Source organism: Candidatus Methylacidithermus pantelleriae, from assembly GCF_905250085.1.
Classification (GTDB): Bacteria; Verrucomicrobiota; Verrucomicrobiia; order Methylacidiphilales; family Methylacidiphilaceae; genus Methylacidithermus; species Methylacidithermus pantelleriae.
Genome location: NZ_CAJNOB010000001.1, coordinates 135,638 through 159,470 on the forward strand (window position 1 = coordinate 135,638; position 23,833 = coordinate 159,470).

Annotated in this window: 21 protein-coding genes and 1 tRNA gene; 6 read left to right on the top strand and 16 right to left on the bottom strand. The window is 57.1% G+C overall.

Annotated features, from left to right (window positions below):
- Positions 1-4: 4 nt before the first annotated feature.
- The 11 genes from KK925_RS00630 to KK925_RS00675 form a co-directional block, all read right to left on the bottom strand.
- Positions 5-856: a phosphatidate cytidylyltransferase gene (locus KK925_RS00630; RefSeq protein ID WP_174581665.1), complete on the bottom strand. Its 852-nt coding sequence runs from the start codon at positions 854-856 to the stop codon at positions 5-7.
- A complete protein-coding gene (locus tag KK925_RS00635; protein WP_214096175.1) occupies positions 849-1,577 on the bottom strand; it encodes an isoprenyl transferase in 729 nt (242 codons plus the stop codon). The genes KK925_RS00630 and KK925_RS00635 overlap by 8 nt, the downstream gene beginning before the upstream one ends.
- Before the next feature lie 15 nt (positions 1,578-1,592).
- Positions 1,593-2,861, bottom strand: a complete 1,269-nt coding sequence (locus tag KK925_RS00640; protein ID WP_174581666.1) for an adenylosuccinate synthase — start codon at positions 2,859-2,861, stop codon at positions 1,593-1,595.
- A gap of 63 nt (positions 2,862-2,924) precedes the next feature.
- Positions 2,925-4,229 (bottom strand): UDP-glucose dehydrogenase family protein, encoded by a 1,305-nt coding sequence (locus tag KK925_RS00645; RefSeq protein WP_174581667.1) that lies wholly within the window; start codon positions 4,227-4,229, stop codon positions 2,925-2,927.
- A complete protein-coding gene (locus KK925_RS00650; protein ID WP_174581668.1) occupies positions 4,226-6,616 on the bottom strand; it encodes an LPS-assembly protein LptD in 2,391 nt (796 codons plus the stop codon). The genes KK925_RS00645 and KK925_RS00650 overlap by 4 nt, the downstream gene beginning before the upstream one ends.
- Before the next feature lie 75 nt (positions 6,617-6,691).
- A complete protein-coding gene (gene nadA, locus KK925_RS00655; protein WP_236027791.1) occupies positions 6,692-7,612 on the bottom strand; it encodes a quinolinate synthase NadA in 921 nt (306 codons plus the stop codon).
- Positions 7,512-8,159 carry a signal peptidase II gene (gene lspA, locus KK925_RS11075; protein ID WP_236027792.1) on the bottom strand — a complete coding sequence of 216 codons (648 nt, stop codon included), beginning with the start codon at positions 8,157-8,159 and terminating at the stop codon, positions 7,512-7,514. Before lspA ends, nadA begins: the two co-directional genes overlap by 101 nt.
- Complete coding sequence (locus KK925_RS00660) at positions 8,137-8,514, bottom strand: hypothetical protein (protein ID WP_174581670.1); 378 nt, start codon at positions 8,512-8,514, stop codon at positions 8,137-8,139. Before KK925_RS00660 ends, lspA begins: the two co-directional genes overlap by 23 nt.
- A 22-nt stretch (positions 8,515-8,536) precedes the next feature.
- Positions 8,537-9,694 (bottom strand): DNA polymerase III subunit beta, encoded by a 1,158-nt coding sequence (dnaN, locus tag KK925_RS00665; RefSeq protein ID WP_174581671.1) that lies wholly within the window; start codon positions 9,692-9,694, stop codon positions 8,537-8,539.
- 186 nt (positions 9,695-9,880) lie between these two features.
- Positions 9,881-11,215 (bottom strand): chromosomal replication initiator protein DnaA, encoded by a 1,335-nt coding sequence (dnaA, locus tag KK925_RS00670; protein ID WP_174581672.1) that lies wholly within the window; start codon positions 11,213-11,215, stop codon positions 9,881-9,883.
- A 315-nt stretch (positions 11,216-11,530) separates the two neighbouring features.
- Positions 11,531-12,463, bottom strand: a complete 933-nt coding sequence (locus KK925_RS00675) for a shikimate dehydrogenase family protein (protein WP_174581673.1) — start codon at positions 12,461-12,463, stop codon at positions 11,531-11,533.
- A 6-nt stretch (positions 12,464-12,469) separates the two neighbouring features.
- Between KK925_RS00675 and epsC the strand changes: the two genes are divergently transcribed.
- Positions 12,470-13,456 carry a serine O-acetyltransferase EpsC gene (gene epsC / locus KK925_RS00680; protein WP_236027793.1) on the top strand — a complete coding sequence of 329 codons (987 nt, stop codon included), beginning with the start codon at positions 12,470-12,472 and terminating at the stop codon, positions 13,454-13,456.
- Positions 13,457-13,547: 91 nt separating this feature from the next.
- Positions 13,548-14,735 (top strand): cysteine desulfurase family protein, encoded by a 1,188-nt coding sequence (locus tag KK925_RS00685; RefSeq protein WP_174581674.1) that lies wholly within the window; start codon positions 13,548-13,550, stop codon positions 14,733-14,735.
- Here KK925_RS00685 and KK925_RS00690 read toward each other — a convergent pair.
- Together KK925_RS00690 and KK925_RS00695 are read right to left on the bottom strand one after the other, a co-directional pair.
- Complete coding sequence (locus KK925_RS00690; protein WP_174581675.1) at positions 14,728-15,906, bottom strand: class I SAM-dependent rRNA methyltransferase; 1,179 nt, start codon at positions 15,904-15,906, stop codon at positions 14,728-14,730. The genes KK925_RS00685 and KK925_RS00690 overlap by 8 nt on opposite strands.
- 145 nt (positions 15,907-16,051) lie before the next feature.
- Positions 16,052-17,233 carry a KamA family radical SAM protein gene (locus KK925_RS00695; RefSeq protein ID WP_174581676.1) on the bottom strand — a complete coding sequence of 394 codons (1,182 nt, stop codon included), beginning with the start codon at positions 17,231-17,233 and terminating at the stop codon, positions 16,052-16,054.
- Between the two features lie 172 nt (positions 17,234-17,405).
- Between KK925_RS00695 and KK925_RS00700 the strand changes: the two genes are divergently transcribed.
- Positions 17,406-17,489 (top strand) — tRNA-Tyr (locus tag KK925_RS00700).
- A 58-nt stretch (positions 17,490-17,547) separates the two neighbouring features.
- Here the strand turns inward: KK925_RS00700 and KK925_RS00705 are convergent.
- From KK925_RS00705 to KK925_RS11210, 3 genes are read right to left on the bottom strand one after another with little or no spacing between them, the layout of a single operon-like run.
- A complete protein-coding gene (locus tag KK925_RS00705; RefSeq protein ID WP_174581677.1) occupies positions 17,548-19,227 on the bottom strand; it encodes a DNA repair protein RecN in 1,680 nt (559 codons plus the stop codon).
- A gap of 30 nt (positions 19,228-19,257) precedes the next feature.
- Complete coding sequence (gene prfB, locus KK925_RS00710) at positions 19,258-20,379, bottom strand: peptide chain release factor 2 (protein ID WP_179959114.1); 1,122 nt, start codon at positions 20,377-20,379, stop codon at positions 19,258-19,260.
- Entirely contained in the window at positions 20,321-20,455 is a 135-nt protein-coding gene (locus KK925_RS11210; RefSeq protein WP_268905616.1) for a hypothetical protein, read from the bottom strand. The genes prfB and KK925_RS11210 overlap by 59 nt, the downstream gene beginning before the upstream one ends.
- 91 nt (positions 20,456-20,546) lie before the next feature.
- Between KK925_RS11210 and modA the strand changes: the two genes are divergently transcribed.
- Genes modA through KK925_RS00725 form a run of 3 tightly spaced genes read left to right on the top strand, consistent with a single transcriptional unit; the run spans position 20,547 to position 23,168 of the window.
- Positions 20,547-21,365, top strand: a complete 819-nt coding sequence (gene modA, locus KK925_RS00715; protein WP_214096176.1) for a molybdate ABC transporter substrate-binding protein — start codon at positions 20,547-20,549, stop codon at positions 21,363-21,365.
- Positions 21,366-21,369: 4 nt separating this feature from the next.
- Positions 21,370-22,053 (top strand): molybdate ABC transporter permease subunit, encoded by a 684-nt coding sequence (gene modB / locus KK925_RS00720; RefSeq protein ID WP_174581679.1) that lies wholly within the window; start codon positions 21,370-21,372, stop codon positions 22,051-22,053.
- Positions 21,990-23,168, top strand: a complete 1,179-nt coding sequence (locus tag KK925_RS00725) for an ABC transporter ATP-binding protein (RefSeq protein WP_174581680.1) — start codon at positions 21,990-21,992, stop codon at positions 23,166-23,168. The genes modB and KK925_RS00725 overlap by 64 nt, the downstream gene beginning before the upstream one ends.
- Positions 23,169-23,833 lie beyond the last annotated feature (665 nt).

Genomic DNA, 23,833 nt, shown 5'->3' on the forward strand with positions numbered 1-23,833 from the left:
CCATCTAGAAGCGAAGCCGCGTGTACCAATACAAAAGGGGAGAAGTAAAAAGGACGCTATCGATTAAGTCGAGCGCTCCTCCGATCCCCGGAATGATCGAACCAGAATCCTTTACTTGCGCCTGTCGCTTCGCAACCGATTTGGCCAGGTCCCCTACCACTCCGGCAACCCCCAAAAAAAGCCCTAACCCCACAATCTCCGGCAAGCTAAACCCTCGCAGCCCAGTTCGAAGGAGGCGCCAAAGTCCCACACTGACCCCTACCGAAAGGGCCAATCCTCCAACGGCCCCTTCCCAGGTTTTGCCAGGACTCACACGGGGCAAAAGCTTGTGGCGCCCCACAGCAGAACCCACAAGAAACGCAGCCGCGTCGCCACATTTTGTGGTCGCCACAAGATAGAGCGCCGCCGCAAACGAGTCGTAGCCAGGAGACGAGAGTAAGGCCAGCCGGGCCAGGAAACTCAAAAGGTAGGGCACGTAGACAAACCCCAAAAGGGTGATCGCCACCCGGCCGATCGGCGCCGGCCCTTCAGGCCACAACACCACCCGCACGAGAAGAGTAAAAAGAAGACCTACCAGAACTCCTTCCTGCCAAAACGGGTAGCGCTGGCCGAAGCTGGGATTCCAGACCAAGCTGTACCAGCAACCCCCCATGAGCAAAAGACCAAAGAGAAGGCCGGTTTTCCGAAACGCAGCCATTCCTTGCGGTTGAAACATCGCGTAAAACTCCGACTGGGCCGCCAGTCCCAACCCAGCTAGAAGAAGGATCACCCCAGTTTTCCACCGAGCTAGGATTACTCCCAGCGTTGCCGTCCACAGAAAGATCGTGGACGCCACACGAAGGCTAAGATTACCCATTCTGCAAGACCCTTCCGAATCGTCTTTGCCGCTGGGCATAGTCTTGCAGGGCCGCAAGAAATTCTTCCGGACCAAAGTCCGGCCATAGGGTCGGGCTCACATACAGCTCGGTGTACGCAATTTGCCACAAAAGAAAATTAGAGATTCTCTTTTCCCCACTGGTTCGGATGAGTAAGTCGGGATCCGGGTAGCCCGCCGTGTAGAGTTTTTGCCGAAAAAGAGTCTCGTCAATCTCCTCCGCGCGAAGCATCCCAGCCTCAATCTCCACTGCCAGAGAGCGAGCCGCCTCGACAATTTCTACCCTTCCCCCATAGCTCAACGCCAATACCACGGTCAGACCCGTACTTTTGCTTGTGGCTTCTCGCGTTTCCTCCAGTTCCCGCCGGACAGCAGGTGGGAGGTCTGTCAGACGCCCAATCGCTTCCAAACGAATGTTCTTTTCCACAAGCTCGCTCCGGTGCGACCGAAGAAACTCCTCGAGCATTTCCATCAAAGCACGAACTTCCCAGGAAGGGCGAGCCCAGTTTTCCACGGAAAACGCATACAAGGTCAGGTAGCCAATTCCTAGCTCGCTGGCCGCCTCTACAACCCGTCGGGCGGCTTCGAAACCCCTACGGTGTCCCTCGCTTCGTGGGAGCCGCCGAGCCTTGGCCCAGCGGCCATTGCCGTCCATGATAATGGCCACATGCCGCGGAACCTCAAACCCGTTGCACGAACTCAAAAGAACCCTCCCTTCTTACTCAACCCAGAAGCTCTTTTCCCGGCCCGCTCCGACGGATACGAGCCCCAGCGGAGCGCCCACCAGCTCCGCCAGTCCTAGAAGATAGTCCCGAGCCGGTTTGGGCAACTGCCGAAAGCTTCGAGCCTGCCCGGTCGGTTCTTTCCACCCGGGGAAAACCCGGTAGACAGGCTGGCAATTCCACCAGTCCTCCAAAGCGGTCGGTGGATACTCGAGCCTTCTTCCCTCCAGGTTGTAAGCCACGCAGACGGGGATTTCGTCCAGACAATCCAAATTATCGAGATTGGTAACCGCCAGCCGGTCAAACCCGTTGATCAACCGCGCATAGCGAACCAGCACACTGTCAAACCAGCCACACCGGCGCGCCCTGCGCGTGGTGGAACCAAACTCTCGCCCCATAGCGTGCAAAAGCGCCGTAAGCTCTGAGGACTCCGTAGGCATCGGGCCTTCTCCGACCCGGGTCGTATAGGCTTTGACACACCCTACCACGTGATGGATTTCCTTGGGTGAAACCCCCGAGCCTACCAGAGCTGCCCCCGCGGTGGTGTTGCAAGCGGTAACATAGGGGTAGGTCCCAAAATCCACATCCAAAAAGGTCCCTTGAGCGCTCTCGAAAAGAAGACTCTTTCCTTTGGCCAAAGCGTCGTGAAGCCAAAGGACGGTATTGGTAATGACCGGTCGGAGAAACTGCGCAGCCGCCAGGTATTCCTCCGTGATTCCGCCCGCGTCCAGGGGTTCCAGTCCTAACCGGTGCAAGAGGCGGTTTGCTTCCTCGATCCGCTGGCCTAACTTGCGCTGGAACTCATCGGCTCGCAAAAGATCCACCGCCCGCAAACCCCTTCGACTCACCTTATCCTCGTAGGCCGGGCCAATGCCCCGACCGGTGGTGCCGATCTTTCCGGGTCCCTTGGCTTTTTCCGAGTGTACGTCTAGCACCCGATGATGCGGCAAAACCAGATGAGCTCCCTCGCTCACCAAGATCCGCCCCTCCGTCTCGATTCCCCGACTCTGGATCGATCGAATCTCTGACACCAGAGCCACCGGGTCGAGAACGAGCCCATTACCAATGACACAACACTTCCCCGGCCACAGGATCCCGGAAGGAATCAGGTGAAGGACAAACGTCTGGCCATCCACCTCTACCGTATGGCCTGCGTTGTCCCCACCTTGGCATCGAACCACTACATCGGCCGTTTCCGTAAGAACGTCAACGACCTTGCCCTTGCCCTCATCTCCCCACTGGGCTCCTACAACAAGGGTATTCATGCAGCTGGCTTCTCCTCCCAAGAGCGGATTGTCGTGGAACGAGCTCCCAAGGGTGATCTCCCCTTACCCTATCCTCAATCCTCTTCCTACGCCCTCGTATTGGAACCCAAGAGCCACCATGTGAGCAGGATCCAAAAGGTTCCTCCCGTCAAACAGAAGCGGGCTAATCATCCACTTGCGCATACGAGCCCAATCAAGTCTCCGAAACTCGTCCCATTCGGTCGCAATTACAACACAGTCCGCTCCCCGGGCTACCTCCTCCCCCACTTCGCAGATTTCAAGTTCCCGAAGGACTCGTTGTGCCTTTCTGCCAGCTACCGGGTCATAGGCCCGAACGCGAGCCCCTTCCCGCAGAAAGCGAGAAGCCAGTTCCAGGGCTACGCTATTGCGAACATCGTCGGTGTTGGCTTTAAACGCAAGACCCAAAAGCCCGATCGTTTTCTCCTCAAGCACCCAGAGGGCTCGCCGAATCTTCTTAAAAAACCGTTCCTTCTGTTCCTCATTAATAGCTGCAACCTCCTTGAGGAGCCGGAAGTCATACCCAAGCTCCTCGCTAATCCGGATAAACGCTGCCAGGTCCTTGGGAAAACAGGAACCCCCATAGCCGATCCCTGCCTTAAGAAAAGCCTTCCCGATCCGCTGGTCCAACCCCATCCCTTCCGCCACCAGGTCAACGTCGGCACCAGCGCGCTCGCAAATCTGAGAAAGCGCATTGATATAGGAGATTTTGAGCGCAAGGAAGCTATTGGAGGCATGCTTGATCAATTCCGCCGAATTTAAGTCCGTCACAACCACCGGTGCCGCAATCGGCCGGTAAAGCTCCTTCATGATTTCGGCGGCCCGCGGTCGCTGCACACCAATCACAATCCGGTCCGGATGGAGAAGATCGTGTACGGCACACCCTTCCCGCAGAAACTCAGGATTACTCACGACGTCAAAATCGACTCCCTGCGTATTGTAACGAGCAATCGTCTGGGCCACCTTTTCGCCGGTCCGAACCGGCACTGTGCTTTTGTCTACAATAACGCGGTAGTCCCGAAGGTGACGGGCAATTTCCCGTGCCACCTTTTCCACATACCGCAGGTCCACGCTCCCATCGGGTTGCGGAGGGGTGGGAACCGTAAGAAAAATAACCAATCCATGGTCCACGGCCTCGGCGACCGAAGTGGAAAATCGCAGCCGACCCTTGGCTGCGTTTCCTCGCACAAGCTCCTCTAAGCCAGGCTCATAGATCGGAATTTCCCCCCGGGAAAGAAGAGCAACCTTCTCTGCATCATTGTCCACGCAGAGGACCTGGTGACCTAGCTCGGCAAAACAAGCACCGGTCGTAAGCCCTACGTACCCGGATCCGACCATCGAGACGTTCATCGACCCACGTGAAGATGAGCTTCGGGAAAGGCTTTTAACGTTAGCATGAGGAAAACATCCTGAACTGTTCTCCCTCCGAGAAAGTCCCAGTTTTGGTAAGACAAAGCTGCCTGCCAAGCCGAAAAATCCCGGTAGATCGTGTAGGTCTGACCCTCAAAGTGGCCTGTCTTAGCTTCAAACAAATGTGACGTTTCCAGCTGCCATGCTTCATTGAGCCGGTAGAAGTTGCGGACAAACACGAGGTCAGAACTCGGGATAAAATTCTGGTCAAAGGAAAAGGTTGGGGGAGCAAGATGGAAAAAACCGGTCGGGATCAAGATCCGATGCAGGTACTGATACCCCACCGTAATTTCATCGGCCCGGATCCACTGCCACGAAAGAGAATTGGTCGAGACATCAAAACTTTTTCCTCCGGTCATATCGATTCCCGAATACGAGCGGAAGTGAAGCCACGGGAAGGGATCCAGCCGAACGTCATTCCACACGTGCGTCAAGGTGTCGTGCATCGGTGTCAGTTGCTCATCCACTTGCCGGTTGAAGTCCGCATCGGTAAAAATGTCCCAACGGAGGAGGTTATAGTTTTTTCCATCCCTTTTGGTTTGCAGCCGGTTCCGAACCCCAACCCTAACAAGCGTTTCGGCGAAAATCGAGTCGAGCGAGTTCCACTCAGCTAGCTCCGTAGGAAAGGGTTCGAGGTTTGGCAGCCGGGAATCAAACCCCAGAATATCTTGGGGACGCGTGTCGGGGGTCGGGATATACTGGAACTCAAGATAGGGTTCGATCACGTGGCGCAGCCCATCAATGCCCAGGGCCTTATCTTGCGCATCCAGCCAGGTCCGCGAGACTTTGAAAGAGGCATCCGCTCCTGCCACGAAGAGCAGCCGGCCCCGGGAAAGATGTCCAGCCCCGGCCGGCTCTCCAAAGGGAAGGTCCCCCACAAAGTTTTCCTGCCAAAAAGTCCCCTCTACACCGACACGCGGAGCAAAGGAAAGCCACCCAAAATATTGGCCTGGGTAAACCAGCTCATGGAACGTATCCCAGCGGTAGGCGCTATAATCATGGACCAGCCCGTTGGCCAGCCAGTTGGGACCAAATTGGGGCAGCATAAACCGAACCAAAGGGTCAAAGGGATAGAGCGCGGAAAAAAGGGCAGGATCAGTCACCTCCTGGTTGGAAAACGAGCGATGGAAATTGACAAGCTGCCCTCTTCCTTCGTACTGGAGCGAAGTGCCGAAGAGCGAAAGCCTGCGGGTTTCCAGGTCGAGTTCCGGCCAGCGATCGATCATGTCAAAGAAGCGGTTCAAATTGTCCCGAGTCAAAAGCTCCACGTTGAAATCTTGCGTCCGGTAGTCCGCCCAAACCGCATTGTCTGGCTGCCGCTCCGGGATGTACTCTTTCCAGAGGAAGTCCTCGAGGATCCACGGGTCACTCCAGAGGTTGAGGTTGTGAGCGATGACAAAGTCGTCACCAAACGGGAGTTGTCCTTGCCAAAGAAACCGGTATCGCTCGTGGGAAATCGGGATCCTAGGCACAATACTCGGATTTAGCGTCGGTCGACTATCCTGAGCGTAATATCCCTCAAAAAGGCCTTGCCCACCCGGGACCGGTAGGTATCGCAAGTCGACCCCGCCGGCAATCCCGCGCTCCTGTCGCAGGTCGAGGTGCCAGGTTGTGTCCAGATTTTCGTCAACCTGCCAGTTAAGGCTCGTGTTGAGATAGGCTCCCCAAAGCGTCCGATCGCCTGGTTCAAAATACAGGGTCCAAGATCGGGATTGGAGCGACTGATAGTAGTACGGGAGCCAAGCAATGGGAATCTCTCCAACGTAAAAGGTCACGTCCCGGAAGACGACCCGGTCATCCGGGTAGAGATCGATGGCTCTGGCCCGGACGCGGAAAGTGGGATCTTCGCGGTTCTCAAAAGCAACCATCCCCTCGTGGATCCGGTAATGCCCAATCTCAGGGCTTTCCACACTCCTGGCACTTCCTACTAGGGGTAGCTCCACAAAGTCAAAGGCCTTAGAACGGACCTGGCGGGTAAGAAAGTTGTACGTGATCTGGTCGCCACGATAGATCCGCTCCCCGGCGTAGATACGAACATGTCCTTCGGCGGTCGCTTCATGCGTTCGGGTGTCATAACTTACGCGATCCGCATAGAGAACATCCCCCCCATGCTGTACGCGGACGTTCCCTTCCGCCGTGGCGACTCCGGCCTCGTAATGAACCCCTCCAACCGCCGTGATCTCCACCGGCGGTCCACCGGGTGAGGGTGCAGCACTCGCCAGATCCTCCGCCCCGGTTTTTGCTGGCGCCCCGGACCACAGGATAAGCCCCCATAAGAGGGCAAGCAAGTGGACGAGCCACGCTTTGGACAAAGGGGTTGGGACCACCAGGTGCTACGAGCCTCCTTCGGATCCCTTATCTTCCCAAAACTTCCCCTTCAGCGTCAATCACACGAACGCTTCTCAACGGCTCCACTCGAGCATTCGCTCAATGGGGACTCTTGCCTTTGCACACACATCCGGGTCCAAAACGATTTCTGGCGCCTCGCGCTCCAAGCAGGCAAGGGTCTTTTCAAGAGTGATCCGCTTCATGTAACGGCAATCCGAACAGGCGCACCCAGGAGTTTCTACCGGGATAAACTCCTTGTCAGGCAGCTCCCGGCGAAGACGAAAGAGCATCCCGCGCTCCGTCGCAATGATGAAACGTTTGGCCGGGTGGGTACGACAAAAACCAATCATTTTCTCCGTGGAGCAGACCTCATCGGCCAGAAGACGCACCGATCGATTACACTCCGGATGGGCGACAATCGGAGCCTCTGGGTACTGTTCCTTGAGTTGGAGCAATACCGAGTGGGTGAACTCAACATGAACGTAGCAGTTCCCAGGCCACAGCCGCAGCTTGCGGCCGGTCTTTTCCTGAACCCATTCTCCGAGATTCTGGTCCGGTACGAAGAGAATTTCTCGATCCGCAGGCACCTTGCGAACAATCTCCACAGCGTTCCCGGAAGTACAAATGACATCGGAAAGCGCCTTAACAGCTGCCGTGCAGTTAATGTAAGCTACCACGTAAAGCTCTGGATTAGCCTGGCGGTAGGCAGCTAGGTCTTTCGCAGAGCATGATTCAGCAAGCGAACAGCCCGCTTCCAGATCGGGCAGGAGAACTTTTTTCTCGGGATTCAAAATCTTGGCCGTCTCCGCCATAAAGTGGACGCCGCAGAAAACGATCAGAGAAGCACTTGTTTTTGCTGCTTCCCGGGAAAGCCCAAGGGAGTCCCCCACAAAGTCAGCGATCTCCTGGACCTCGGGCACCTGGTAATTGTGCGCCAGGATAATCGCGTTTTTCTCCCGTTTCAGTTCTTGAATCCTCCTCTGGAGCGGGCTCACCTTGCCTACCAAGATGCCTAGAGCAGCGATGCTCCGCAAGGATTCTCCCGACAAGGAAAACAATGACCAGTGAGAGGACCGTGTCAGCCAGGTTGAAAGCAGGCCAATGATAGGCTCCCACATGAATGTCGATAAAGTCCGTGACAGCTCCGTTGCGAAGACGGTCGACGAGATTGCCGAGCGCCGCTCCCACAAAGATTCCTCCCATCGCCCGGACGCGCGCACGCTTCCAGTCTAAAAGCCGCCACGCAAGCCACGCCGAAACCAGGGCCGCTAGCAACGCCACAACTGCCACCCACCTGCAGCCTGACAAAAGACCAAAAGCCACTCCCGGGTTTTCGACCTCTACCAGCCGGACCAGTCCCGGAACGATCTCTGTCGGGCCACGGCCAGCCAGGAGTCTTTTTACCCACGCTTTGGTTCCCTGGTCCGCTACGAAAACACCAAGCAAGCCGGAAAGAAAAAGCGGATCGAGCCAGACTTGAACCCCCCTCCCTCTCCCCACCTCTTGGCATCCTCCCGCCCTAAAGGACACCTTCGCGCTCAAGCTCCTCAATCCTTTTCTGGTCGGTTTCTGGAATGACCTCCGCAAGCCCAGGAAGCTCGACCAAAAGGTCCAGAGACAGCTGGGCCGAACCAGGCGTGTCCCAAGCGGTCGTCTCGATGCAGCGCCGATTGAGCGATAGATAAACCCACGCACTGGCCTCCGCCGCTAATATCCGAAACTGCAGGTGCTCTTCCCAGAGAATCTCTGAGGCATCCGTGAGTTCCACGGTGTAACCACTTCCCGGCCCAGGGACGACTTGTTCTACGCGCTGGAAGACTTTGAGCCACCGCTCCACAAACCGTTCCACCTGGTTCTGCCCAAAGTTTTCCGGGAAAACCCCAATGAAACCCGCCATTGCCTTAAGGACTCGCTACTCTCTACCCGGCCGGGTCTCCCTGCTCCCTTTTCCCCGACACCTGCGAAAGCCGCACCGGCATCAAAACATAAAGGAAAGCCCCTACTCCTTGGGGAGTTCCTACCTCGCGGATCAGACAAGCCGAATAGGGATCGGTCATCTCCATCCGCACGGACTCTCCTTCGATTTCCCGGAGCGGATCCAGAAGATACTGCGCATTAAAAGCAATGGTAAATTCTTGCCCCACATAATCTGCCGGGAGGTATTCGGTTGCTTCGCCGACGTCGGGGACGACACAAGAAACTTCCAACTCCTTTTCCCGAAACCGAAGGAAAACCGAGCAAGGACGATCTGCCCCCAGGAGGGAGGCTCGGTGAACCGCATGAAGGATTCCCTGCGTCTCTACCACGGCCACCTTGGTCGTCTGCGGGGGAATGACCGTCCGGAAATCCGGATATTTTCCCTCGATGAGCTTGCACTGGAGAAACGTCTTTTCCCCCAGCTCAAATCCCGCTTGGCTTCGGTCGATCCAAATTCCAACTCTTCCTTCCTTTGCCGCAAGCTGGCGCTCCAGCTCTCGGATCGCCTTGGCCGGGATAATGGCTTCCGCAGGGGTTGGGACTTCGTGGTCCAGTCTTTCCTCCATAACCGCAAGCCTCCGGCCGTCGGTCGCAGCTGCGGTAATCTCATCCCTTTGGATGGAAAGAAAAACGCCGTTGAGCACATAGCGAGTCTCGTCATGGGACATTGCATAGGCCGTGCGCCGGAGAAGTCTTCGGAAAACCCCCTGAGGGATCTCACAACGGGTCCCTTCCTCCAACCTCCGAAAGGTTGGAAATTCTTCGCGGGGTAACCCGACAAGGCGGTAGCAGGCCGTCTCAGCCTTTAACAGGAGTTTCTGGTTGGTCTCCAGACCAAGCTCTACCGTTGACGAAGGGAGTTCCCGCACGATAGAAAGGAGTTTTCGGCCCGGTACCGAAAGGGCCCCTTGGGCCTGTCCCTCGAGACACAACCTCGTTTCGACCGAGACCTCCAAGTCGGTCGCCACGAGGCGTAACTCCTCTCCCTGCGCCTCCAAAAGGATATGTTGCAGGACAGGAATGGTACTTCTGGGCCCGACCACACTGGTCACGGTCCCTAAAGCTTGAAGAAAATCCTCTTTCTGGACGTACCAATGCATAGAGCGTTATTTTCCTTCATCTTTCTTCGTAAACGGGAGCATGCCAGTGAAAAAGCGATCAAACTCTTTTGGGACCAGGCACTTGGGAAGTTAAAAAACATGGGAATAAAAACGTATGCCTTTTTGGAAAGCTAGTAAAGCCTTCCGCATCGCACTGTGGACTTGCAGTTGTTCCCAAGGTTTTGGCTAGCTCCCTCCCAACCTTTGAAGAAGTTCTTCAATCATTTTACGCAAAGCCGGATCCACTTCCATTCGCTCCGCAATGGTCCTCTGTGCATGAAGAACGGTCCCATGGTCGCGCCCGCCAAAGGCTTCCCCAATCTCGCTCAAGGAAGCCGCTGTAAGGCGTCGGCAGAGGTACATCGCTACCATTCGAGGAAGAACGATCGCTGTCGGCCGCCGACGGCTTGTCAGATCTGCTAGGCGTACATCGAAACTTTCTGCGACCAGTCGCTGGATCTGTGGGATGGTGGGGGTTGAGGGAGACTCATCGGAGAGGAGGTCCCGCAGGAGGTTTTCCACCTGGGATAGCGAAACATGCCCCCCATGCAAGGTTGTATAGGCAGCGACACGCGTAAGAGCCCCTTCCAGGCGGCGGACATTCGTCCGAATCCGTTCCGCGATAAATGCAATGAGTTCATCGGGCAGAGAAGTTCCCATAAGTTCCAATTTTTTTCGTAAAATGGCGATCCGTGTTTCCACGCCTGGAGGAAGAATCTCGGTCGTAAGACCCCATTCGAAGCGGGAGGTGAGTCGCCGCTCCAGGTTATGGAGGGCGCTGGGAGGGGCATCGCTTGTAACGACGATCTGTTTGCGGGAATCAAAGAGGGTGTTGAAGGTGTGGAAGAATTCTTCTTGGGAGCGTTCCTTGCCCGCAAGAAACTGGATATCATCAATTAAGAGAACATCCACCTTGCGATAATGACGCCGAAAGCGGGAAAGCTGGGCGTGCTGAATAGCGTGGATAAAATCGTTCGTAAACTGCTCGCTTGTGACATAGCGAACCGTGCATCCCTTTTTGGAGTTTTTTAAGAAGTTGCCAATGGCTTGCATGAGATGGGTTTTGCCGAGGCCGACACGGCCATGGATGAAGAGCGGATTATAGGTGCGGGCGGGTGCCTGGGCCACTGCGCGGGAAGCAGCTGCAGCAAACTCGTTATTGGGTCCAACGACAAAGGTCTCAAAGGTGTGGCGGGGGTTCAGTCCCCCTGCGGTTGTTTCCTCCGGTGTAGGAGCTAGGGGTGTCTCTACCAGGCCTTCTTGAGCCGGGTTGCCTTCGGAGGATTCAAAAGCAAAGTGGCAGGGCTTGCCGAGAATACGCCGGGCTGCCTGTTGGAGCTGCGGAAGATAGTTTTCCTCGATCCAGTATTGGAAAATGGAGTTGGAGGCTTCCAGGTAGAGACAGTCATCCTGGATACGCTTGAGACGTAAGGGTTCGAACCAGCGGCGGACAGCCTCTGGGGAGACCTGCTGTGAAAGATCCGCGCAAAAGCGTTGCCACAGGGTATCAAGGGAAGACATAGCCCCAGCCGTTTCCCGAATTATTCACAACTTATTCACACGCTCTTCTTTGAAGCTTCTCCTGAGTTCTCGTGCACGCCCGCACCCGAGAAGCCCCCAGGAGCCATCTTGCAACTCCTTCTTCCCCAATGTCATAGAAAAAACACACCGTCTTCACCCTTCTTGGGAGGATTCGGTTGGAGAGGAGTGCCCGTTCCCTATAGCACCCTCTAAAGCGGGGCAAAGCCCTACGTTATTCACAATTTTCCTGGTTGTGGATTTGCCCTAGCTATCGCCCCACCTTGGAGCGTAGAGTAGGAGCAAGGGTAACGGGTTTCAATTCCATTTTCGACCGGCAGCTGAGAGGAGCGCTTGCCTCATGGTTTCAAGAGGAGGGTCGCAGCCGGTCCAGATTTGAAACGCAAGAGCTCCCTGGTGAAGGAGTAGCGAGAGCCCGTCGGCAGCCTGGAGACCTCGTTTTTGAGCTTCCTCGACAAGCCATGTGGGCTTTCCTCTCCCGTAAACGACGTCGTAGACGAGAAGTTTCCCTTCCAATAGGGAAGAAAGAAAAGCCAACCCCCCCTCCCCTTCCAGCCCAACGGAGGTAGCGTGGAGCAGGAGGTCTGCTGGGGGTTTCGCTTGCGCTCGCTCGAGAGCTTCCCACCGGATTGGCTCGATCCAAGAGGGCCGCCCAAGTTCTCTTGCCCATTCTTGAAGCTCTCTAGCCAGTTGCAGGGCTTTTTCCCAGGTTCGGTTGGTAATCCAGAGCTTGGAGCAGCCTCTCCAAAAGGCATACCGAGCCAAAGCTTGTGCCGTTCCGCCGGCCCCCACCACAAAAATCCCCAGCGCGGAAAGGTCGACCCCAAAGGCCTCGCGAAGGGCTTGTTCCCAACCAGGACCGTCGGTATTCCAGCCGGCGAGTTTGCCCTCATGGACGCAGACGGTGTTCACGGTATCCAAGAGGCTCGCCCATGGGTCAAGCCATCCGGCGAGCCCCTTCATGGCACGCTTGAGTGGGAGCGTGCAGTTCCAGCCCCGGAAGCCGAGTCTTACAAGTTCTTGGACCGCTTCCGCAAGTTCTGCTTCGGGCACTTCGATGCGAAGATAGCAAGCGGAAAGGCCGCAATCCCGAAAAGCGGCCTCTTGCATGGGTGGGGAAAGGGAGTGGCCGACCGGGTGGCCGAGGACGCCGTAAAGGGATCTGCCAGGAAAAGAAAGCTGTCGCAGATCTTGCCAGCGAATCGCACTGCCGTGGGAGAGGTCAATCATGGGGTTATGGTCTTAAAAAAAGAAGCCCATGAGTGTTTCGGGCTTTTTGGAGAAGGATTTGGACTCATAAAGGCTCAAGAGCTAGGATACTTTGTCATGGAGCGCGCCACTGGCCAAGTGGAAGGCTTACTGGCTGCGGGATCGCACGGGTGGCTAGGACGCTGGGACCCCGTGGGGCTTCCCTCCAAGCGTCGTGTGGCCTCCCTCACCGAGGATCTTTTGGTTTTACTTTTGCCTGGGTTTTTCTCTGACGCCCGGGGGTATGAGACATCCCCTATCGATCTTGCGAAGTTTCTTGACGAGGTTGGGCGGCGGGTTGAGCGGGTCCTTGAGGAAGAACTTGCCCGGTGCCTCCGGTTCCAGCCTGTTTCGGGAGTGGATGCGACAGAACTGGCTCGGTGGTTTCTCGAAGAGCTCCCGAGCGTTCGGGCGACGCTTGAGACAGATGTGGAAGCAACCTTTGAAGGGGATCCGGCCGCCCAGAGCCGGGAAGAGGTGGTGCTTGCCTACCCTGGGGTCGAGGCAATTGCTGTCTACCGGATGGCTCATCTTCTGTATGAAAAGGGTGTCGCCCTTTTACCGCGCATGATGACCGAGTGGGCTCATAGCCGTACCGGGATCGACATTCACCCCGGAGCCGAGGTGGGGACTCACCTGTGTATCGACCACGGAACCGGGATTGTGATTGGCGAAACCTGTCGGATTGGGAATCACGTGAAAATCTATCATGGCGTCACACTCGGAGCTCGCTCTACCTCCGGGGGCCAGAAACTCCGCGGCCAGAAACGCCATCCTACCATTGAGGATTATGTAACGATCTACCCAGGTGCAACGATTCTTGGAGGGGACACGGTGATCGGAGCGCACAGTATTATCGGTGGGAATGTGTGGCTTACTCATGCGGTGGATCCCTACTCGGTGGTCACCTTGGTTCAGCAGGAGATCCGGGTTCGTTCCCGGGCTCCTGAAAGTAGCGAGCATTGGGAGATTTAGACTGCTACGGAAGGACGCACAGTTTTCGGGAAAGAAAAAAGCGGGGGCCCAGCGGGGTGAGTGGGAGTTAAGCGGCTCTCCATTTCGGACAATGGCTCGGAGAATTTATCTCGATTATAACGCGGGTGCTCCGTTGGACCCGGCGGCCCGCCGGGTTTTCGAAGGGATTCTCTCCCTTTATGGAAATCCCTCGAGTATCCATGCGGAGGGGAGGAGGATGCGGGCGCTCTTGGACGAAGCGCGCGAAAAGATTGCTACCGTGCTAGGGGTGGATCCTTTGGAGCTTGTTTTCACATCTGGGGGTACGGAAAGTTGTGCCCTGGCAATTCTGGGGATTGCCTGGGCCCGTCGGGATCGAGGGACCCACCTCATTACCTCCTCAGTGGAACATCACGCTGTGCTCCAAACCTGCCAATGGCTAGCCTCCAAGGAAGGATTTACTGTGACTTACCTCCCGGTAGATCGGTTTGGTAGGGTTGACCCGGAGGATCTTGAGAGATCCCTTCGAGCGGATACGGTTCTTGTTTCCATCCAATCTGCCAATAACGAGACGGGCACCCGCCAGCCCGTGGAGGCCCTTGGGGAAATTTGCGCCCGCCGGGGCGTGGCGTTTCATGTTGATGCGGTGCAGAGTGCGGGCAAGGAGCTTATCGATATTCAGCGTTGGCAGGCCGGAGCGGTCAGCTTTTCGGCCCACAAGTTCCATGGGCCAGCAGGGGTGGGGTTGGTGTACTGGAACAGAAATCTTAAGGTGGAACCGCTGTTGCGGGGAGGGAGCCAGGAGGGAGGAAGGAGAGCAGGGACAGAAAATGTGCCGGCCATTGCTGCTGCCGCAGAGGCGTTTGTTCAAGCGGAGGCGCGAAGACCCGCGGAACAAAAGAGGCTTTTCGTTTTGGTGGAGAGGTTATGGTCTTTGCTTTGTGATCTTCCCGGGATCGAGCGTCATGGGCATGCCACAGAGCGAGTCCCCAATACTCTTCAGGTAAGCTTTGAGGGGTTGTCCGGAGAAGAACTTCTCATTGGTCTGGACCTGGCCGGATTGGCTGTCTCCAGTGGGTCAGCCTGCGTGGTGGGGGCGATGGTCCCTTCCCATGTGCTTTTGGCGATGGGGGTCCCTAGATCGCGGGCCAGCGCAAGCGTCCGGTTTTCCTTGGGGAGGGAAACACAGCCGGATGACATCGAGGAGGCGGCTTGCAGGGTGCGCGAGGTGGTTCGACTCCAGCGGGAATTGCTTTCCCAAAAGGGGGTGTTTGACCCCGAGCTTGGCGTACCTAGCTAGCTCGTTCCAAAAGGAAACCTTTCAAATATTCCGTCTCCGGCACGTGGACAAGCGAGGGATGATCTTTCGCTTGCCGGAGGAAACCCAAAAACCGCAATGGAACCCCGGTGTCCGAACTGGCGTTGCCAATAAGTTCCTGCCAATCCGCTAAGCGGATGTTGTGGGAGCAGCAAAAGGTAGCGAGAATACCCCCTGAAGAAAGAAGCCGTAGGGCACGGATGTGCAATTCGTGGTAGCCGCGTAACGCCGACTCTCTCTGTTCTTTGGTTTTGGTAAAGGAAGGGGGATCCATCACGATCAAATCAAACCGGTCTTTCCGGCGCTCGGACTCCCGGAGCCAATCGAAAGCATTGGCTTGAACCCATTGGACGGAAAGGCCCGCTTTCTGGGCGCTCTGTTGACCCCGGGCGAGCGACTCAACCGATTGATCTACGGCGACCGCCTCTCGAGCTCCCTGGCGCAGGCAAACCAACGCAAAGCAACCCTGGTAGCAGAAACAATCCAAAACGCGCCTTCCAGGAGCCAGAGAGGCTACCAGGCGATAATTTTCGATCTGGTCGAGATAGAGACCCGTTTTCTGACCTTCCCAGAGGTCGACTGCTGTCGGTACGCCCAGGAGGCTCATTTGCAGCGGACCCTGGTAGGATCCGCGGGCTAGCCGCTTGGCCCGTTCCAACCCTTCCCAGTGACGGACCGGAGCGTCGTTGCGAAGAAGAATCCCCTCCGGGTTTAGCTGCTCCTGGAGGATCGAAACAACCACCTCTTCCACCCGGGCCATGCCTGCGGTAAGCGTTTGGACCACCAAATGCCTTTGGTACCGGTCCACGATCAGCCCTGGCAATCCGTCGGCTTCCGAAAAGACCAGCCGCTCGGCAGGAGGATCTTCCGGCCCGTGCAAGGCCCGGCGGTAGGCAATAGCCCGGGAAGTGGCTTCGGAAAGAAACCGTTCGTCCAGAAGCTCCAGTTGCCGGCTGTAGAGGCGAACGGTGATCTGCGAACGCGAGTTGTACATTCCCATGCCGACGAATCGCTCGCGGGCATCGTAGAGTTCTACGCACTGCCCATCGGCAGGATTTCCCTCGATGCGGGCGATTTCTCCGCGAAAAACCCACGGGTGCCCTCGGAGGACCCGGTGCGAGCGACCTGGGGTTAGGTAAATCCGAGCCGCCATGTTCTAGACCGGAGCTGGGGTGCTAAAAACGGGGGGTGGGAAGGGCCGGCCCCCCTGGTAGAACCAGTTGAGTCGCCCTGTTCCAGCTGCTGGGACGTTCCAGCGGCCAACCCGATGGCCGGGGTGGAATAGACCACAAACTTCTTTAGTCGCAATTACTCCGGATGGTCAAGGCTGGACCATCGGTCTCCGGTGGAACGTCGGGGTAGAGGTAGGCGTCCCCCCGGTAGTTCCGCAACCGGAGCTGGCCGTTCTCGAAACTTTCCACGTAGTCGGGATCCAGGGGGATTTTGCCGCCACCGCCCGGTCCTTCGACCACAAACTGTGGTACGGCAAAGCCGGTGGTGTGTCCCCGAAGACTGGCGATGAGTTCCAGACCTCGCCGTACGGGGGTGCGGAAGTGGCTGGTACCCTCGATCAAGTCACACTGGTAGAGGTAATAGGGCCGAACGCGGCATCGAAGGAGTTTCTGGACAAGAACGCGTAGGGTTTCTTCGTCGTCATTAATCCCCCGCAAAAGAACGGATTGGTTTCCCAGAGGGATCCCCACGTCGGCAAGTCGTTCCAGTGCCTGCCGGGCTTCTTCGGTAAGCTCGGCCGGGTGGTTGACGTGAATGTTGATCCAAAGAGGATGGAACGCACGGAGAAGGCGGCAAAGCTCCGGGGTGATCCTCTGGGGGAGAAAGATCGGGATCCGGGTGCCAATCCTGAGGATCTCGATGTGGGGGATCCGACGCAATTCGGCAAGTAACCCCTCAAGCTTGGAGTCGGCTAGAAGGAGGGGATCCCCTCCGGAAAGCAACACATCTCGGACTTCTGGATGGGAGCGGAGGTACTCGAGAGCGGGCCCATAATCAGGGGGAAGCTCCCGCCCGGAGGCGCCGCTCACAATGCGGCTGCGTGTGCAGTACCGGCAGTAAGAGGCGCACCGGCTGGTCACAAGAAAGAGAACCCGGTCAGGGTACCGGTGAACCAGACCGGGAGCGACCATGGAGCGGTCTTCTCCGCAGGGGTCGACCAACTCGTAGGGAGCGCGGAAAAGCTCTCGACCGGTAGGGATCACTTGCCGTCGCAGGGGGCAAGCGGGGTCCTTGGGATCCAAGAGACAAAAGAAGTAGGGAGTAATCGCTAGCGCAAGACGCTTTTTTGCCGCAAGGCTAACCCCCTCTCGTTCTTCCGGAGTGAGTTCCATAAACCGGGACAAACTTTCAAGCGTGGTCAGCCGGTTCCGCAGTTGCCACCGCCAGTCATTCCAAACTGTATCGGGGACGTCTGACCAGGGCCCTTTGCCCGCTGAAGAAAACTCGCGGTAGCGCTCAGGATTCAAAGCCTGTTGCCTTTTCCTCCGGTAGCCTAAGCTAAATGGTTTTCGAAGGCTGTCAAATGAGAGCCGAGCTCCGAGCCGCTCCGCTTGCTCTTGGGGGGGAAGGAAAGTGAGGGCCATTGACCGGGCTTGACGGCTCCAGTAAGTTGCTGTCCGGAGAAGAGCGCTAGTCGGCGGGCAGATACCGAAGCGGCCAAACGGGGCAGACTGTAAATCTGCTGGCGTCATGCCTTCGCTGGTTCGAATCCAGCTCTGCCCAGTGCAGTGTAGTTCCAGATTGTCCGGCAGTTCCAGAGGACTGGCCGTTTTTTCTTCCTTTACTTGGGCAGACCGGCAGTGCGGCGGGAAACCATGGCCCGGGCCAAAGCCAGCGATTCCTGGGTTCTCCCTCCGAGCATCCGAGCTAGTTCCTCTTCCTGTTCTTCCCCTTTGAGTGGAGAAAGGACCAGTGAGAAGCCTGCCGCAGTTTTGGGGATGGCAAAATGGGCATCGGCCTGGGAGGCTAGCTGAGGTTGGTGAGTGACGCAGAGCACTTGATGGTTCTTAGCCAGCGTTTTCAAGCGCTGGGCCACTTGCCAGGCAGTTTCTCCCCCCACGTGGGCGTCGAGCTCATCAAACACAATGACAGGAACGGGATCAACCACAGAGAGGACGCATTTGAGAGCTAAAAGCACCCGGGCCAGCTCACCGCTGGACGCAATGTCCCGCAAGGGCGAAGGGGGAAGATGCGGACTCGCCAGGAAAAGAAATTCTACCTGGTCCGCGCCTGCCGGGCGCAGGTGGGGTAGCTTCTGGACCTCTACGCGCAAGGAGCTTTTGCCAAAGCCAAGCGGTCCTAGCTCGGCACTGACGGCCTGTGCGAGTGCCGCCGCGGCTTCGAATCGGTGCTTGTGCAAAAGCTCCGCCCGTTCTCCAAGCTCCCGTTCCAAGCTTTCGGTTTGAGAAACAATTTCCTTTGCCCTTCGCTCTTGCTCCTCAAGTAAATCGAGCTCGGCCTTGGCTTCTTCCAACCGGTCAACCAGCTCGCCAAAGCTTACTCCATACCGTCGCTTGAGCTCTTGCATGCGCGAAAAACGAGCCTCTAACGCCGCAAGCGCTCCCGGTTCCCACGGGAGCGAGCTAGCGTAGCGGCTGACCTGCAGTGCCAGCTCCTTAAGGCAAACCGTCGCGTTTTCCAAAAGGGCAATCGCTTCTTGCGCCCGAGACGGATCCCGCCGCGCCCACTGGCCGACAAATCGTTGGGCATTTGCCAGTAGCGAAAGCACGCTCCCTTGCCCTTCTTCGAGGAGCTGCGCAAGTCCTGAAGAAATCTCAAGAAGCTCTTGAACGTAAGTAGCTCGTTGGAGTTCCTGGCTTAGGCGTTCTTCCTCACCCGGTTCTAAGGAAAGTTCCTCAACTTCCGAAAGAAATTTTTGAAGCTCCCTCTTTCGCGCAGTCCGAAGCGGTGCATTCTCCTCTTCCTTCCGAGCTAAAAGTCCAAGCTTTTGCCATAGGGCAAACCTTTCCTCAAAGGCTTCAACCTCTTCCCCAAGGCCGGCGTACCGATCCAAAAGGGCAAGCTGGTTTTCGGGGGACAGCAAAAGCTGGGGGGCATAGGGCCCTTCGATTTCAATCCAGTAAGAGCCTAACTCGCGAAAGAGCTGCAGCGTCGCGCAAGCCCCATTGACAAACTGCCGGCCAGGCCCCTCGGGGCTAACGACTCGTTTGAGCCGTAGGATCCCTTCTTCGCAGGCCGGAATGCCCGACCGTTCCAGAAGGGAGTCAACCTTTTGCGAAAGATCCCCAGGTAGCTGAATCTCCGCCTCCACCACAAGCACGCTAGCCCAGGGCCCAACCCATTGACGGTCGGCTCTTTGACCTGCCAAGAGGGAAAGGGCATCCACCACGATCGATTTGCCCGCCCCGGTTTCCCCCGAAAGCGCATTGAAACCCGGAGCCGGCTCCCAGACAAGCTCGCGGATCACTGCTAAATTCTGAACTGTAAGCAACCGGATCACGGTGGCCAGGGATTGACGGCAGAACGGAGCTTACTCCACCGGTGGTTTTTTGCTGGAAAAGAGGCTCGAGGAAACCCGACCCGCGCGCAAAAAGGATTGAACCAACGGGTCGAGTTGTCCATCCAAAACCTCGCGAACCATTCCGGTTTCATAACCGGTCCGAAGATCTTTCACCAGCTCATAGGGATGCAGCACGTAGGAACGGATTTGACGTCCCCACGCAATTTCCCCCTTTTCCCCATAGAGACGTTCCTTTTCGGCTCGCAGGCGTTCTTGCTCAAGAGCATAGAGGCGTGCTCGGAGAATTCTTAATGCTGTGGTTCGGTTTTGCAACTGCGACCGCTCGTTTTGGCAACGGACCACGATTCCGGTCGGCAAATGGGTAATCCGTACCGCAGAATCGGTCGTGTTGACTCCCTGACCTCCGTGACCGCTGGAACGAAAGACCTCGATCCGGAGATCTTCCTCTCGGATCTCCACTTCGACCTCTTCCTCTACCTCTGCCACCACGTCGACACTCGCAAAGGACGTTTGTCGTTTCCCTTGCGCGTTAAATGGGGAAATGCGAACGAGCCGGTGCACACCTCGCTCTCCTTTGAGATATCCGTACGCGTATGGACCACTGACACGAAGGGTTGCCCGCGAGATGCCCGCTTCCTCCCCGGGCTGGATATCCACCATCTCGACCCGGTAGCCTCGCCGCTCCGCATATTTCGTGTACATGCGCAAAAGCATGGAGGCCCAGTCGCAGGCGTCGGTTCCTCCGGCACCGGCGTGAATGGAGACAATAGCGTTTCGGGGGTCCAGCGGGTCGGACAGAAGGGCTCGCAGTTCCAGTTTGTCCAGCTCCTCTTCCAGCGCCCGGCGTTCCGCTTCGATTTCCGAGTCCAGTACTCCCGCTTGCTCTCCAGCTAAAGCAACCAACGACCGCAACTCGTCGAGCTTCTGACCCAGCGACTGGAGCTCCTCAAGAACCCTCCGCAGCTCCGACGCCCGTTGCGCAAGCTCGGCTGCGGCTTTCGGATCCTTCCAAAGCGAAGGATCTCCCATCCGGTTCTCCAACGAAGCAAGCTCTTTCTGGAGCGAAGGGACCTCAAAGAAACCCCCGAAGCTTTTCGTAGCGCTCCTGAAGTTCCGAAAGGTTTGCCCAATCGATGTTCATAACCCTACAACCTAACAAGACTCCCAGGGATAGCAACCGGCCTCTCCGTTGGCTGATCCAAGCCATCCTGAAAAGATCCGAGTCTTGAAGGCCCCAAAAAGGTCTCGTATGCAAGAAATTCGTTCCATCTAGCAACGTTTGCATTACGATCGGGCCGATGCGGCGTGAAAACGGTCCGGGGAGAAGGATCTTCCGGTGTCTCCTTGTGGTGTTGGGACTCGCGGCAGCGACGCTTTTTTTTGTTCCTGCCTCCCCCGTGCAGGCTGACTCCCCGAAGGTCCTAGTTGCAGCGGCAGCTAACCTCCGCCCGGTCCTTGGGGAATTGGCTGCGGCCTTTAGTCGGAGAGGGCTTCCGTGTCGGATCGAACCGGTCTTTGGAGCTTCGGGGATCCTCTGCACTGAGATTCTCGAGGGCGCCTCGTTTGATCTTTTCCTCAGCGCCGACCGTAGTTACCCGCAGCGCCTGGCTGAAAAAGGGTTGGGTCGTCCGAACCAGGTTTTCATCTATGCGTACGGACAACTGGCCTTATGGGTAGGGAAGTGGACAGGCGTCTCGATGGGTCGCCCAGAGGAAGTTCTTTTGGATCGGCGGATCGGTCGGATTGCCTTGGCCAATCCCTCGCACGCCCCGTACGGGTGCGCCGCTCTTGTTGCGCTGGACCAGGCCGGCCTTACTGAAAAGATCCGTGACAAGCTGGTTTATGCAGAGGATGTCACCGGGGCGATGAGCCTCGCCCTCAGCCGGGCGGTGGAAGCAGCCCTTGTGCCCCTGTCTGTAGCAAGGGAAGCTCGAAGGGAGGGTTGGTACACGGTTTGGTCCGCCGCTGGGATTCCCAGGGTTGAACAGGGTGGCATTATCCTTTCGGGCAGTGTGTGTGCGCGTGCCTTTCGAGATTTTCTCCTTTCATCCGAAGGACAAGCCATCTTGGAACGGCACGGATATCTACGGGTAAAAGAAACCAAACGAGGAGCGTGATTCCATGGAATGGCAAGCGCTAGGGGTCAGCCTGCGACTAGCTACAGGCACCTCTCTCTTGCTTGTAGCTCTCGGCATCCCCCTTGCCTACTGGATCTCTTTCGGGCGGGGCTGGGGAAGGAAGCTCGTCGAGGCTGCCGTTACCTTGCCCCTCTTCTTGCCACCGACCGTGCTCGGGTTTTTTCTCCTTTCCTGGATGGGTCCCCACGGGTGGATGGGGCGCCTCGTCGCAGGGATCTCAGGACAGCCTCTTGCCTTTCGATTTTCGGGACTGGTGCTGGCCTCCTGCCTGTACAGCCTGCCCTTTGGCGTGCTCCCTTTGGTCATTGCCTTTCGAGGGATGGACCGTGCCTATTGGGAAGCTTCGCGCACCCTTGGGGTTGGGCCCTGGGAGACGTTTCTCCGGGTCATCCTTCCACTGAGTTGGCCTGCAGTCTTTCTTTCGGCCGTTCTCACCTTTGCTCATACCATGGGAGAGTTTGGGGTGGCGCTGATGGTCGGGGGAAACATTCCTGGAAAAACGCGTACGCTTTCGATTGCGCTTTACGACTGCGTGGAAGCGCTGGAGTTCCGGACGGCCCAAGAGATTGCCTTCTGGCTCCTAGGGATCTCCGTGTTGGTCCTATGGGTGACGTTTTGGCTTCAGGAGCGGTCAATTCAAAGCGGCAAAAAAGCCCTTCTCCCGTAAGCCGGGTTGAGCTGGTTTTTGCTTATTCGGAAGGGTTTCGGCTGGAGGTGGATCTTCCTCTGCCCGATGGACCAGGGGAAGTTCTTGGGATCTTCGGGCCGGTGGGTGCGGGAAAGACGACGCTCCTGCGCTGCCTGGCGGGATTAGCCGAACCGTTGCAAGGCCAGGTTGTTTTCCGGGGCAAAAGATGGTGGCAAAGCGGGCAGAGACGCAGAGGGATCGCAGTGGAAATGCGGGGCATTGGATGGGTGCCTGCCAAGCCCGTTCTATTCCCGCATCTTTCGGTCGAACACAATATCGCGTACGGGCTACGCAGATGGCCATCCAAGGAAAGGGAAAAGCGGGTTGAGAAGCTTCTGGAACTTTTTGGCCTGGCAAAACTTCGCAAGCGTGCCCCTCGCGAACTTTCTTCTGGGCAGGCTCAGCTTGTCTGCCTCGCGCGATCCGTGGCTCCCCGCCCTTCTCTTCTTCTGCTCGATGAGCCCTTTGCCGCTTTGGATCCTCGCATGCGGCCGGAGATACGCTGGCGTCTTGGGACGCTTTTGGCTGAGGAAGGGATACCCGCAGTTATGGTGAGTCACCAGTTGGAGGACATGGCGGCACTTGCGGATCGGGTGGTACTCCTGCAGGAGGGAAGAGCCTGTTTTTTCGGAGGGATCCAGGAGGCTTTTTGGCAAACAATAGAGGAAAAATGGGGGATCATGCCGGAGGATATGGGGAACGTCCTTTTTGGAAGAGTTACGGAGCGGACGCAAGATCTGGCAAAAATCGAGGTCGGAGGGACGGAATTGCTTGGGCCGGATCCCGGCGGTCTGAGTCGATGGTGTGCCGCAGTTTTCCCATCGAGCGGGCTTCCACTGGCATCATCCGGAAACACGACGGGTTTGGGGGACGCGAACCAGCTGGCCGGGACAGTGAGTGAGTTACGGTTCCGCGGTTCTTTCTGCGAGGTAAGGCTTGATTGCGGGTTTTTCCTTCACGCTCGCCTTACGCGGCAGGAGGCCGAAGCTCTTGGCCTTTCGGTTGGATCTCACGTGGGCATAGCCATCCCGGTTGCTTCCATAAAAATCATCCCGCGCGGCCGGCTCCCGCGGGAGCAGGTTTTCGGAGGGTAGGCTGGACTGTGTGTGGATGGGTTAAAACCACTTTTTTTCTCTCTTTCTTTTACCGGGCCGGGTGGCGAAACGGCGCTCCAAAAGGAACGGGAATGGAGCCCAGGGCTCCTACTCGAGAAAGGCCGGCGTGGGTAGGTTGCCGGGCGGGCAAGGTTCGAGGAAGCAGGATTGTCACGAGCGCGTCTTTCTGAGGAACGCCCCTTCTACCGCGTTGGTGGCTTTGGGTCAGTGAGGGAAGGAGGGTTCCGGAGGATGATGTGGGTTTGCCTTGGGAAAGAGGGAGGCTGAGGGTGTTAGTTGACATTCAAAAAAGAGGGCTTTCCTTGTGTTTTTTTTCTCCTCGGGGTTCCCAAGGGTAACGGTTTAGGCTGCAGGGCGATTTTTGCCAGGAGAGACAGGGGTCCCGGAGAGCTTATCTTTTGTCAAAGAAAGGCGATTTATGGCATCGCAGGGGGTTCGATTGGGTCACGACAAGGAGTTTTTCTTCCCAAGATTGATTTACTGATGTGTGCTAGGAGATCGCCCGGGGCTTGCGCGAAATCGGGCCACAAGGGGGCGTGGGATCGAACGGTGAGATCTTGGCAAGAGGAAGCTTGAGCTTGAGTCAGTGGGTCCCGTCGGAGCTGCTCGGTCTTTTCCTTCGTTTCGCGCCAAGGTGATCGTGA

What these genes read in the sequence shown, in the direction of transcription:
- modB (WP_174581679.1), top strand. Translation starts at nt 21,370, where the DNA reads ATGGAATGGCAAGCGCTAGGGGTCAGCCTGCGACTAGCTACAGGCACC.
- dnaA (WP_174581672.1), bottom strand. Translation starts at nt 11,215, where the DNA reads ATGTCTTCCCTTGATACCCTGTGGCAACGCTTTTGCGCGGATCTTTCA.
- KK925_RS00645 (WP_174581667.1), bottom strand. Translation starts at nt 4,229, where the DNA reads ATGAACGTCTCGATGGTCGGATCCGGGTACGTAGGGCTTACGACCGGT.
- KK925_RS11210 (WP_268905616.1), bottom strand. Translation starts at nt 20,455, where the DNA reads ATGGCTTGGATCAGCCAACGGAGAGGCCGGTTGCTATCCCTGGGAGTC.
- modA (WP_214096176.1), top strand. Translation starts at nt 20,547, where the DNA reads ATGCGGCGTGAAAACGGTCCGGGGAGAAGGATCTTCCGGTGTCTCCTT.
- KK925_RS00685 (WP_174581674.1), top strand. Translation starts at nt 13,548, where the DNA reads ATGGCTCGGAGAATTTATCTCGATTATAACGCGGGTGCTCCGTTGGAC.
- KK925_RS00640 (WP_174581666.1), bottom strand. Translation starts at nt 2,861, where the DNA reads ATGAATACCCTTGTTGTAGGAGCCCAGTGGGGAGATGAGGGCAAGGGC.
- KK925_RS00630 (WP_174581665.1), bottom strand. Translation starts at nt 856, where the DNA reads ATGGGTAATCTTAGCCTTCGTGTGGCGTCCACGATCTTTCTGTGGACG.
- KK925_RS00690 (WP_174581675.1), bottom strand. Translation starts at nt 15,906, where the DNA reads ATGGCGGCTCGGATTTACCTAACCCCAGGTCGCTCGCACCGGGTCCTC.
- KK925_RS00675 (WP_174581673.1), bottom strand. Translation starts at nt 12,463, where the DNA reads ATGATTGACCTCTCCCACGGCAGTGCGATTCGCTGGCAAGATCTGCGA.
- KK925_RS00725 (WP_174581680.1), top strand. Translation starts at nt 21,990, where the DNA reads ATGGGTGACGTTTTGGCTTCAGGAGCGGTCAATTCAAAGCGGCAAAAA.
- epsC (WP_236027793.1), top strand. Translation starts at nt 12,470, where the DNA reads ATGGTCTTAAAAAAAGAAGCCCATGAGTGTTTCGGGCTTTTTGGAGAA.
- dnaN (WP_174581671.1), bottom strand. Translation starts at nt 9,694, where the DNA reads ATGCATTGGTACGTCCAGAAAGAGGATTTTCTTCAAGCTTTAGGGACC.
- KK925_RS00660 (WP_174581670.1), bottom strand. Translation starts at nt 8,514, where the DNA reads ATGGCGGGTTTCATTGGGGTTTTCCCGGAAAACTTTGGGCAGAACCAG.